The organism is Bradyrhizobium sp. USDA 4516, assembly GCF_054055915.1.
In genome coordinates, this window is the sequence record NZ_JBSRXT010000001.1 from 4,516,079 (window position 1) to 4,528,226 (window position 12,148).

9 protein-coding genes are annotated in these 12,148 nt (G+C 65.6%); 6 read left to right on the forward strand and 3 right to left on the reverse strand.

Annotated features, from left to right (window positions below):
* Positions 1-36 precede the first annotated feature (36 nt).
* The 3 genes from ACVI1L_RS20975 (at position 37) to ACVI1L_RS20985 (ending at position 2,259) form a co-directional block, all read left to right on the forward strand.
* Positions 37-936, forward strand: a complete 900-nt coding sequence (locus tag ACVI1L_RS20975) for a transglutaminase family protein (RefSeq protein ID WP_456783669.1) — start codon at positions 37-39, stop codon at positions 934-936.
* Between the two features lie 2 nt (positions 937-938).
* Complete coding sequence (locus ACVI1L_RS20980) at positions 939-1,751, forward strand: transglutaminase-like domain-containing protein (RefSeq protein WP_057018064.1); 813 nt, start codon at positions 939-941, stop codon at positions 1,749-1,751.
* Between the two features lie 109 nt (positions 1,752-1,860).
* Entirely contained in the window at positions 1,861-2,259 is a 399-nt protein-coding gene (locus ACVI1L_RS20985) for a gamma-glutamylcyclotransferase family protein (protein ID WP_316395585.1), read from the forward strand.
* A gap of 155 nt (positions 2,260-2,414) precedes the next feature.
* Here ACVI1L_RS20985 and ACVI1L_RS20990 read toward each other — a convergent pair whose 3' ends face one another.
* Complete coding sequence (locus tag ACVI1L_RS20990; RefSeq protein WP_456783670.1) at positions 2,415-2,969, reverse strand: chlorite dismutase family protein; 555 nt, start codon at positions 2,967-2,969, stop codon at positions 2,415-2,417.
* Between the two features lie 210 nt (positions 2,970-3,179).
* On the opposite strand from ACVI1L_RS20990, the gene dnaG reads away from it, so the two are divergent.
* Both dnaG and rpoD read left to right on the forward strand, forming a co-directional pair.
* Entirely contained in the window at positions 3,180-5,201 is a 2,022-nt protein-coding gene (dnaG, locus tag ACVI1L_RS20995; RefSeq protein ID WP_456783671.1) for a DNA primase, read from the forward strand.
* 366 nt (positions 5,202-5,567) lie between these two features.
* A complete protein-coding gene (gene rpoD / locus ACVI1L_RS21000; protein ID WP_456783672.1) occupies positions 5,568-7,700 on the forward strand; it encodes an RNA polymerase sigma factor RpoD in 2,133 nt (710 codons plus the stop codon).
* 159 nt (positions 7,701-7,859) lie between these two features.
* On the opposite strand, the gene ACVI1L_RS21005 is transcribed toward rpoD, so the two are convergent.
* Together ACVI1L_RS21005 and ACVI1L_RS21010 are read right to left on the reverse strand one after the other, a co-directional pair.
* Entirely contained in the window at positions 7,860-8,096 is a 237-nt protein-coding gene (locus ACVI1L_RS21005) for a hypothetical protein (RefSeq protein ID WP_026192271.1), read from the reverse strand.
* Positions 8,097-8,266: 170 nt separating this feature from the next.
* The gene (locus ACVI1L_RS21010; RefSeq protein ID WP_456783673.1) at positions 8,267-11,083 is read right to left on the reverse strand and encodes a CHAT domain-containing protein; all 2,817 of its coding nucleotides are present in this window, start codon (positions 11,081-11,083) and stop codon (positions 8,267-8,269) included.
* A gap of 517 nt (positions 11,084-11,600) precedes the next feature.
* Between ACVI1L_RS21010 and ACVI1L_RS21015 the strand changes: the two genes are divergently transcribed.
* Positions 11,601-12,011 (forward strand): ester cyclase, encoded by a 411-nt coding sequence (locus ACVI1L_RS21015; RefSeq protein WP_456783674.1) that lies wholly within the window; start codon positions 11,601-11,603, stop codon positions 12,009-12,011.
* Positions 12,012-12,148: the final 137 nt, after the last annotated feature.

Genomic DNA, 12,148 nt, shown 5'->3' on the forward strand with positions numbered 1-12,148 from the left:
GATTATGCAGCCCGAAATCACGATGATTGTTTGAAGATGCCGCTGCTGACTATTCATCACAAGACCGTTTATCGCTACGCGCGCCCGGTGGCGTTCGGCGAGCACCGCATCATGCTGCGCCCCCGTGACGGCCATGATCTGCGCGTGCTCGACAGCGCACTTGTGATCGATCCACAGCCGATGTCGCTGCGCTGGATCCACGACGTGTTCGGCAACAGCATGGCGATCGCCGCCTTCGACGAGCGCGCCGACATGCTGTCCTTCGTCTCGACCGCGACGGTGGAGCACAATCCGGCCGATACGTTTGCGCTGACGCCGGACGATCCCGCCTATTTCTATCCGTTCCTCTACGACGATGAGGAATTCCCCGACCTGCAGCAGTTCATTACGCCGCAATATGGCGACCCGAACGGCGAGCTGTCGGCCTGCGCGCGGCGCTTCCTCGATGTCGAGGCGCCGACGCCGACTTTCAAGATCCTCAGCGGCATGACCCACGGCATCCGCGAGGCGTTCAGCTATCGCAAGCGCTACGAGCAGGGCACCCAGCATCCGCTCGACACGCTGCGCACGCAGTCCGGCACCTGCCGCGACTATGCGCTGTTCATGATCGAGGCGCTGCGCCGGCTCGGCGTCGCCGCGCGCTTCGTCTCCGGCTATCTCGCGATGCCGCCCGGCAGCGCGCACGGCTATGTCGGCGGCGGCTCGACCCATGCCTGGGTGCAGGTCTATCTGCCGAGCGCGGGCTGGATCGAGTTCGATCCGACCAACGGCATCGTTGGCACGCGCGATCTGATCCGCGTCGCGGTGGCGCGCGACCCGCGCCAGGCGATCCCGCTGCACGGCGTCTATCTCGGCGCGGCGGACGCCTTTCTCGGCATGGATGTCGACATCAAGGTGGTCTCGGTCGGCGAGAACGCGGAGCAGGAGACGGCCTGACGATGCAGATCAAGGTCGGCTTCGAGATCACCTACACGGCGGCGCAGCCGACCCCGATGGTGATCATGCTGTCGATCCATCCGTCGCGCTACGCCGACATCGTCGGCACCGAGCGCCTTTCGACCGAACCGGAGGTGCCGATCGGTCTCTATCGCGACGGCTTTGGCAATGTCTGCGGGCGGCTCGTTGCCCCCAGCGGTGGCGTCACCTTCCGCGGCAGCGCGCTGGTGCGCGATTCCGGACTGCCTGACATCGTCAATCCGGCTGGACAGCAGCTGCCGGTCGAGCAATTGCCGGACGACATGCTGCTCTATCTGATGCCGAGCCGCTATTGCGAGACCGACAAGCTGACCGATGTCGCCTGGTCGCTGTTCGGCAACACACCGCAGGGCTGGGCGCGGGTGCAGGCGATCACCGATTTCGTGCACCACCACGTGACGTTCGGCTATCAGCACGCCCATCACATGAAGTCGGCGCACGACGTCTATGAAAGCCGCGCCGGCGTCTGCCGCGACTTCGCGCATCTGGCGCTCACCTTCTGCCGCTGCATGGGCATTCCGGCACGCTACTGCACCGGCTATCTCGGCGACATCGGCGTGCCGCCGGACCCGGCGCCGATGGATTTCTCCGGCTGGTTCGAGGTCTATCTGTCGGGCCAGTGGTACACCTTCGATGCCCGCCACAACACGCCGCGGATCGGCCGCATCCTGATGGCGACCGGCCGCGACGCCGCCGACGTCGCCCTCACCACGAGCTTCGGCCGCATGACGCTGACGAAGTTCGTCGTGGTGACGGACGAGGTGGCGGCGGCCTAGCGTCCCCCGGGATTTTCTGTCATTCCGGGATGGTGCGTTAGCACCAGACCCGGAATCTCGAGATTCCGGGTCTGGTCCTTCGGACCATCCCGGAATGACAACTGAACCTATGACCTCCGATATTCTTTTCGTCTACGGCACGCTGATGCGCGGCTTCGACCATCCGATGGCGAAGCTGCTCGCGGGCAATGCCGAATTCCTCGGGCCGGCGCAGTGCCGCGGCCGGCTCTATCTGGTGAAGCATTATCCGGGCCTCGTGGTGTCGGACGATCCGGCGGACATCGTGCATGGTGAGCTGTTCCGCTTGCGGGAGCGTGAGGCCATGCTGCGTGAATTCGACATGTACGAAGCCTGCGGCGAAGGCTTTCCGCCGCCGACCGAATATGTCCGCGAGATGCTTGCCGTCACGCTCGCCGACGGCAATGTGAGCGAGGCGTGGACCTATCTCTACAACTGGCCGGTCACCGAGCTGCCGCGGATCGCGTCAGGAAAATTCCTCGAGCATTAGCGCTCGGACGTACCGCATGTTTCGTCATGCGCGGGCTTGACCCGGGGATCCATCTCACTTCGCAATAGTCATTCTCTTGATGGATTGCCGGGTCATAGGCGAGCGGGAGCGACGCCGTCATTCTGACGGCTGTGCCGGCCACCACGAAAGAGAAGTCAATCCTCCCGCACCACGCGGATGTCGACCTCGCGCTCGACATAGCTCCATTCCTCGGTCGCGCGCAGCATGCCGACCAGTTCGTCGAACAAGGTGACGTTGTCGGGGGCGAATTCGAACCAGGTCAGGAAGTCGAAGGGCATGCCGAGGTCGCGCGAATGAAACAGCTGGCGGGCGATTGCGGGGAGGAATTTCAGGGTGCCTTCGATGTGGTGCGACTTGTCCTCGAAGATCTTGCGGCGCTCCTCCTGCGTGAGCTCCCACCACGCCGCGGATTTCCGGATCGGGATCAGCGCCGCGTGCGTTGCCTCGCTGCGGCCGAGCCCGGCCTGCACGGCCAAGAGCTTCTCGCGCTCCTCCTTCTCGGTGTAGCGCAGATGGCTGGCGACGCCGGCGAGCCGCCAGGAGGTCTGCGCCGGCAGCAGCGGCAGCGCGATCGATTCGCTCGCAACGATCGACAACGCCGCGACCTTCGGCAGCGTCTCGCCCTTCACCCGCGTGATGGACGTGACCTGCCAGCCGCCGCTCTGTCCGCCTCTGAATGTCGTGAACATGGCCTATCCAATCCCGGAAGCGGGGAAGGGGCAAGCTTGCCGCACAGGCTCTCCACCGTGGATTTGGGGGTAACCCGCTCGACGGAGCCGCGACGGGCCAGACCTGTGAATAGCCCGGAAAAGCCCCACATTGTTCGGCATGGCGGGCCGTGCCGCTATATGGCTAACCGGTTGTCCGCGATTCGCCGCCCGAGCCCAAAATCCTGACTGATGCGTTTCACGCCCGAATTCCTCGATGAGCTGCGCGCCCGGCTTCCGGTCTCGGAAGTCGTGGGCAGGCGCGTCAAGCTCAAGAAGGCCGGCCGGGAGTGGAAGGGGCTGTCGCCGTTCCAGCAGGAAAAGACGCCGTCGTTCTTCGTCAACGACCAGAAGCAGGCCTGGTTCGACTTCTCGTCCGGGCTGAATGGCAACATCTTCGACTTCCTGATGAAGACCGAGGGCGTGACTTTCCCCGAGGCGGTGGAACGTCTCGCCGCGATGGCGGGTGTCCCGCTGCCGGCGGTGACGCCCGATGCCGCGCGACACGAGCAGCACCGCCGCACCCTGCACGACGTGATGGAACTGGCGACCAAGTTCTTCGCCGACACGCTGGCTTCGCGGGGCGGCGCCAAGGCGCGCGGCTATCTTGCCGACCGCGCCATCTCGCCGGCGACCCAGCTCCAGTTCCGGATGGGCTATGCGCCGCCGGATCGCTTCGCGCTGAAGGAGCATCTCGGCGCACTAGGTATCTCCACCGACGACATGGTAGAGGCCGGGCTTCTGGTGTCCGGCGAGGACAAGCCGGTGCCGTTCGATCGGTTCCGCGACCGCGTCATGTTCCCGATCACGGATGCCCGCGGCCGCGTCATCGCATTCGGCGGGCGTGCGCTGGAGAAGGACGTTCCGGCAAAGTACCTGAACTCGCCGGAAACCACGCTGTTTCACAAGGGCGACAATCTCTACAATCTGTTCACCGCGCGGCAGGCCGCGCATGACGGCGCACAGCTGATCGTCGTCGAGGGCTATGTCGACGTCATTGCCATGGTCACGTCGGGCTTTCCCGGCGCCGTCGCGCCGCTCGGCACCGCGCTGACCGAGAACCAGCTCGGCCTGCTCTGGAAGATGGTCGACGAGCCGATCCTCTGCTTCGACGGCGACCGCGCCGGCCAGAAGGCGGCTTATCGTGCTGCCGACCTTGCATTGCCGCAGCTCAAGCCGGGCAAGAGCCTGCGGATTGCGCTGCTGCCGGAAGGGCAGGACCCCGACGATCTCGCCCGCTCCGGCGGCCGCGGCGCGATCGAGGACGTGATCTCGGCCGCGCGTCCGCTCGCCGAAATGATCTGGTCGCGCGAGATCGAGGGCGGCAATTTCGATACGCCCGAGCGCCGCGCCGCGCTGGAGGCGCGGATCGGCGAGCTCACCAATGGCATCCGCGACGAGGTGGTGCGCCGCTATTACCGGCAGGACCTGCAGGAGCGGCTGCAGCGCAATTTTGCGCCCGAGGGCGGCCGCGGCGGTTATGGCCGCGGCGGCTACGGAAGGGGCAATTTCGGCGGCGGCCGCGGCGGCGAATCACCCCGCCAGTTTGTCCCCCGGGGACCTGCCCAAAACGGCCGACAGGGAGGCCCGCAGGGCAGCCGGTTCGGTGCCACCCCCGGGATTTCACGGGGTCCCTATCAGGCCGCCAGCCCCCAATTGGCCAACAGCCCGATCATGCGCGGCCAGCGCAGCGCGATCTCGCGCCGCGAGGCCCTGATCCTGCAGTCGCTGATCAACCACCCCTGGCTGCTGCACGACCATCTCGAGGAGGTGGCGGCGCTGGAACTCTCCCATCCCGAGGCCCACAAGCTCAGGGCCGCCATCATCGCCGCCTTTGCCCACGACCATCACCATTCCCCTGACGCCGAGGAGCAGGCCGAGAAGATGCGGGCCGACCTGGAAGCAGGCGGATTATCCCCTATTCTTCAAAGGGTTGAGCGGGCGATCACAACCCAGGCGGTGTGGGGTGCGCAGATCGGCGCGGCGCGCGAGGATGTTTTATCAACCTGGCGTCAACTTGTTGCCTTGCATCAGAAAACCCACGCCTTACTTAGGGAAAGAAAAGATGCGGAAGCGGCTTTGGCTGAAGACTCCAGCGAGGCCAATCTGGCATGGTTGCAGGATATCCAGGCCCGGATGGCAGAAGCCGACGGGACCGAAGCCCTGATTGAAGGGTTCGGCGAATTATCGGGCCGGTTCCAGCGTAATGTCTGATAACAAAAATGCTGCGGACGGCGCTGGCCGCACCCGCGAAAAGACTCGCCAAATCCATGGTTTGGCTGCAAAAACAGGGTTAAGCGAAACTTAATAGCTACCGTAGCATTTTCAGGCGAAGTGGTTCCCGGTTCGCCGTCAGAAAATGCGCCAGATCTAGATCTGTCGCGTCTTCCGATCGTAAAACCGGTATCCACTTTTACGGAAGACGCGACGGGCTATTGCAGATTGGAAACCGTCGAGACGGATGACAGGGGTGGCGAGATATTGCGCCGCCCTTTGTGCGTCGAGAGAGTAAATCTAGATTTCGTGCGGATGCGCGTGCGTGGCGCCATTTTGCATGACCGCGTTTCGGGAGCTTAGTGAATGGCCACCAAGGCAAAGACGCTGCAGGTTAAGGACAAGGAAAAAGACGACAAGGCAGCGGATGCTCCTGAGAAGGATGCCGCTGACGCGCCGTCGCCGTTGCTCGACCTGTCGGATGCCGCGGTGAAGAAGATGATCAAGCAGGCCAAGAAGCGCGGCTTCGTGACCTTCGATCAGCTCAACGAAGTGCTGCCCTCCGATACGACGTCGCCCGAACAGATCGAAGACATCATGTCGATGCTGTCAGACATGGGCATCAACGTCACCGAGGCCGACGACAGCGAAGGCGAGGACGAGAAGGACGACGGCGACGACGAGACCGATAACGAGCTCGTCGAGGTCACGCAGAAGGCCGTCACCGAGGTCAAGAAGTCGGAGCCCGGCGAGCGCACCGACGATCCCGTGCGCATGTATCTGCGCGAGATGGGCACCGTCGAGCTGCTCTCCCGCGAAGGCGAAATCGCGATTGCAAAACGCATCGAGGCCGGCCGCGAGGCGATGATCGCGGGCCTCTGCGAAAGCCCGCTGACCTTCCAGGCCATCATCATCTGGCGCGACGAGCTCAACGAAGGAAAGATCTTCCTCCGCGACATCATCGATCTTGAAGCCACCTATGCCGGCCCCGAGTCCAAGGGCGGCATCAATCCGAACCTGATCGGCAACAACGGCGCCGAGGGTGCCGCCGATGAGGGCAATGGCGGCGACGCGCAGGCCGGTGCGCCGGCCCATGTCGCGCCGCCGGCAGCGCCGCCGTCGCCGACCCCGTTCCGCGCCGCGCCCGCCGGTGGCGAAGCCGCCACCGAGGAGAAGGATCCCGCCGAGGCCGCCGCCGAAGGCGACATGGACGACGACGAGTTCGAGAACCAGATGTCGCTCGCCGCCATCGAGGCCGAGCTGAAGCCGAAGGTGGTCGAGACCTTCGACAAGATCGCATCCGAGTACAAGAAGCTGCGCCGCCTGCAGGAGCAGGACATCGCCAACCAGCTGCAGAGCGAGTCGCTGTCGCCCTCGCAGGAGCGCAAGTACAAGAAGCTGAAGGACGAGATCATCGTCGAGGTGAAGTCGCTGCGCCTCAACCAGGCCCGCATCGATTCGCTGGTCGAGCAGCTCTACGACATCAACAAGAAGCTGGTCTCGTTCGAGGGCCGCCTGCTGCGCCTCGGCGACAGCCACGGCGTCGCGCGCGAGGACTTCCTGCGCAACTACCAGGGCTCCGAGCTCGATCCGCGCTGGCTCAACCGCGTCTCCAAGCTGTCGGCCAAGGGCTGGAAGAACTTCGTCCATCACGAGAAGGACCGCATCAAGGACCTGCGCCACGAGATCCAGTCGCTTGCGGCGCTCACCGGGCTCGAGATCGGCGAATTCCGCAAGATCGTGCACGGCGTGCAGAAGGGCGAGCGCGAGGCCCGTCAGGCCAAGAAGGAGATGGTGGAAGCCAACCTCCGTCTCGTGATCTCGATCGCCAAGAAGTACACCAACCGCGGCCTGCAATTCCTCGACCTGATCCAGGAAGGCAATATCGGCCTGATGAAGGCGGTCGATAAGTTCGAATATCGCCGCGGCTACAAGTTCTCGACCTACGCCACCTGGTGGATCCGGCAGGCGATCACCCGCTCGATCGCCGACCAGGCCCGCACCATCCGCATTCCCGTGCACATGATCGAGACGATCAACAAGATCGTCCGCACCTCGCGCCAGATGCTGAACGAGATCGGCCGCGAGCCGACCCCGGAAGAACTCGCCGAGAAGCTCGGCATGCCGCTCGAGAAGGTGCGCAAGGTCCTCAAGATCGCCAAGGAGCCGCTGTCGCTCGAAACGCCTGTGGGCGATGAAGAGGATTCGCATCTCGGCGATTTCATCGAGGACAAGAACGCGATCCTGCCGATCGACGCCGCGATCCAGTCCAACCTGCGCGAGACCACCACGCGCGTGCTGGCCTCGCTCACCCCGCGCGAGGAGCGCGTGCTGCGCATGCGCTTCGGCATCGGCATGAACACCGACCACACGCTGGAAGAAGTCGGCCAGCAGTTCTCGGTCACCCGCGAACGCATCCGCCAGATCGAAGCCAAGGCGCTGCGCAAGCTGAAGCACCCGTCGCGGTCGCGGAAGCTGCGGAGCTTCCTGGACAACTAATATTTCCGATTGTCATTGCCGGACTCGACCCGGCAATCCATCGAAACAACAACGGCGGGCCTGGGCCCGCCGTTTTCATTTTGATCCGTCTCCGACGTCATCGCGAGGAGATTGCTTCGCTGCACTCGCAATGACGTGGATAGAGTTGTGTGGCCGCCGCTACTTCTTCTTGGCGCCGACGCGCTCGATGGACTTGATCTCGAGTGGCGGGCGGCCGCCCTTTTCGGCGATCTCGCGGTCCTGCTCGCGCAGGAAGGCGCGCACCGGCTCGTCGCCGTCGAGCCCGCCAATGAGCTCCGACGGCACGCGGCGGTTGGAGCGCTGCGAGCCGTCTTCATAGAAGACGTTGAAGAAGGCGAATTCGCCTTTGGGATTGGTCCCGGGTTTTTTCGGCATGCGCGGCTTGTCCTCGATCGGGGCGCCGCTGTCAAAGCAAATCGCCTGCGTCAGCGCGCCGGTCTGCCCTGCGCGATGGGGTTGCGTGCGGCCCTTGCGCAACGTCGGGCGCAGTTCGGCCCGGCATGCGCTCGCGGTGCCCGTCCGGTCACATCAACGACATATACGGCTCAGCCCTCGAACAGCACGAACGCCGCCCACACGCTGGCGTCGCCCGCGCCCGCGACCTTGCCGTCGCGCGCATCGCGCCTCGTCTGGCGCAGCGCATCGGAATAGGTCAGGCCCTCCGCGAGGTGCTCGTAGAACCGCACAGTGAAGTTCGCGGTGCCCTGGTCGGCGACCGGCCACAGCGTCAGCAGCGCGCGCCGCGCGCCGGCGATGCCGAGCGCGGTCGGCAGGCCGCGCAGGCCGCTGACGAAGCTCTCGTCGCCGCGGCCGGTCTCGCAGGCCGACAGCACCAGCAAGTCGAGACCGGACAGGTCCCAGTCCATCAATTCGAAGCCATAGAGATAGCCGTCGTTCTCGTCGCGCAGCGGAAATCGGCTGTCGCCGGCGCCCGACAGCACGATGCCGCTCTGCCAGAGCGTATCGAGGCCGGAGGCCGTGCTGTCGCGATAGAAGCCGTGCGTCGCCAGATGCGCGATGCGCGCCTTGCCGATCGCCGCGCGCAGCGTGCCTTCGCTGACGCCGCGCCCGGTCAGCATCTCGACCGGCGCGCCGCGCGCGCGGGCGAGTTTGGCGATCGCCTCGATCTCGGTCCGGGTCGCGGGCAGCGGCATCGGCCCCGGCTCACCGTATTCGATGCCGCCGGCGAGCAGCATCGCGCCCCGCTGATCGAGCGTCTCGCGCGCATGGATCGCGATCAGCGCATCGGGGCTGGTCAGCATCCGGATCGTGAACTTGTCCTCCAGCAGGCCGCCGCCACTGCCAGGCAGCAGCGCGAACGGCACGGCGAACAGGAAGCCGTCAGGCACGACATAGAGCGTGGTCTTGTCCTTCAGCAGCGGCTCCAGCGGCGCGAACAGCCGCGCCCGGAGGTTCTGGAAGCGGCCCTTGACGTCGGGCGCGTGCGTGTCGGGATCCGGCGCAGCGGCCCGCGTCGCGCGCAGCCGCGCGATCTCGGTGCGCACGCCGGTGTCGACCATCCGGCCGGGATCGCCGAGATCGACCACGCGCGGCTCGCTCGTTGCGGTCTCGACGATGGCGTAGAGCACGGTCGCCGCCAACGGGTCTTTCGCCTGGCGATCCGCCTTCCATTGCCGGGTGATGAAATAGTTGACGACGGCTTCCTGCGCCGCGAGCAGCTGTGACGGACGGATCGGGTCTTGCGGTCGCTTCGCACCGATCGCATCGAGCCGCTTCTGCAGCGCCTTCTCGGCGGCGTCCTGCCGCCCCCACACCGACCTCGCCCAGTCGTCGATATTGCCCGACGAGAATAGCTCCTGTTTCTCGCCGTTGAGCCGGAGCGCCGTCCGCAGCAGCGTCGCGGTCTCCTCGTCCTTGCCGGCGACCTCCGTCTCGAGCTGGCGCAGCGCCGTGGCGTCGGCGCCGCCGAGCGTCTTCCAGCGCAGCACGGCGGCGGCAAAGGCCGGCTGCGCCACGGCGGAGCCGGCGCCGGTGGCGAAGCGGCCGAACGCGAACAAGAGATGGTCGGCATGGGCGCGGATCGCTTCGGCGACGGCGCGATCGCCCGATGTGCCGACCTCGCGCTTCATCCAGTCGAACATCTCGCGGTCAAGCGCGGCGAAGGCCTGCACCGCGCGGCTCGGATCATCAGCGATCAGGGCGGTCGCGATGCCGAGCTTGATCTCGAAGCTGATCGGATGCTGCGCGGTGAAGGCGCGGGTCGAGATCGCCAGCGCGGTCTCGCGCAGCCGCATCCCCTTGTCCCGCTCGCGGCGCTGCTCGCGTTGGCCGGCAGCCAGCACCGCGGATTTGATGCGCAGGAAATCCGCATAATTCGCCTCATTGGCGACGATCGCCTCCAGCCGCCCCAGATCGGCCGGCGCGATCGCGGCATCGCCGGCGGCGAGCATGTCGGTGTAGAACAGCCAGCCGTCGGCCTGTCCGGCAAAGCTCGGATCCTTCGGCGCCATCGCGGCCGCGATCGCTCGGTGGCGGCGGAAGTAGCGGCGGGCGTCGTCGAAGCGGCCGAGATTGAGGAAATCCTGGCCGGCGTTGTTGACCGTCACCAGCGTGTTGAGATGGTTCTCGCCATAATGTCTGGCGCGCTTCTCGATCGCGAACAGATCGAGCTCGAGCGCCTTCGCCGGCGCGCCGATCTCGCGCAGCATGTCGGCATAATTGTTGGCGAGCTTCCAGGTGGTGCGATGGTCGGGCCCCAGCGCCTTCTCCGCGCGCTCGAAATTGTGCCGGCCCAAATTGGTCGCCGACGCCGCCGAGCCGTTGGCGGACAGCGCGACCGCGAGCTTGTCGCTCGCGATCAGCGATTCCTCGGAGCCTTCGCCCCAATAGGCGTTGAACGCCGCGATCGCCTTCATGTAGAGCGGAACGGCTTCGGCGATCCTGGCGTGGTCGGACAGCAGGATCGCGTACATCAGCAGCACGTCGGCATTGCCGGGCGGCCGTTGCGCCGCCGCCTTGCTCTGGAACGCGCGCACGAACAGTTTTTCGGCGAGATCGTCGCGCTTGACCGCGCGCAGCGTCGTGGTCGCGTCGAAATACTGCTCCATGACGAATTGGGCGTCGTCGAGCTTGTCGGCGGCATCCAGTGCTGCAAGCAGCTGTGCATAGCCCGCGTCGAACTTGCCGCCGCGCGTCAGCGCGACGGCGTTCTTCATTTGTGCGGCGATCGCCTGCGTGCTGCCGGCGCCTTGCGCCGGCGCGCGCTTGGCGGGGGCGTTCTGCGCGGCGGCGGTGTCGATCGCTGCGCTCAAGAAAGCGCCGAGCGCGAGCACAACACCGATCGATGCGGCAGCCCTGCGCGCGCGTGCGAAACCCAAGGGGAAGCCCAAGGCGATCGTCATCGGCAGCACATCCTCATCCCCAAACGCGTCATCGGATGGCATCCCCAAATGACGGCGGCGTTGCAGCCGGCGTGCCTGGCTTTAGCGGCGCGGCTTTGCATGAACTAGACAGCGCAACCGGCCGCCTGCCGGCGGAAGCTGCTTGCCCGGCCCGCGCTTCTTGGTCGCGGCCGGCGGCTTCGGCGTTCATGCGTCGTGTCCTCAAATGCTTGCCGTGCGGTGCGTCGCTCGCCCGGGCACCGCCGCTTGCATGCCACCGGCAGTCAAGCCAACGGACGATGTTACCGCCGGCCCGCCGTTCGCGCAGAGGCGAGGGCAGAGGTGAGGGAATGGCTGGCGGTGGAGCCTCGCGCGCCAGCGCACTTTTCCGGCAGCGGTCTTTCGTATCGTCGCGCAAACGAACGACGGCCGAAAGCCGAGCTTTTTCTGACCATCGTCACTTGCGTCATGCCGTCCGATTCGCGTATGAGGCGCATCATTCTATTTCTACAACCTTTCCTTCGAGAATCGATCGCCGATGTCCAACGCCACAATCGACGCCAACAAGGCGCTCGTGCTCGCGCATTGCGACGCCGTGACCAACCGCCACGATCCCGAGGCGATCCGCGCGCAGCTGGCGCCCGACTTCTTCGACCATGCGGTGGGCAAGCGGCTGAGCGCCGAGGACGTGATCGCGCATTCGGCCGCGATGCACGAGACCTTCGCCGACCTGTCGGCGGTGGCGGAATGCCTGGTGGCCGAGCGCGACATCGTCGCCGGCCGCTTCGTCTGGCGCGGCCGGCACCGCAGCCCATGGCGCGGCATCCAGCCAACCGGCCGCCACGTCGAATTCCGCGGCATGACGTTCTGGCGGATTCAGGACGGCAGGATTTCCGAGCGCTGGGCGGAGATCGATTTCGTCGGGTTGGAGCGCCAGCTCAAGGATTGAGCTTCAGCTACGTGCCGATCGGTTGATGGATGCGCCGTGGTCATTCACCGTGCGAACATGGATTGAGGCGGCCAGCTGCGGCAGCGATGGATGGAGCGTCGTGCCGACACTTTGACTGCCTCGTTTGCTCCATGGCA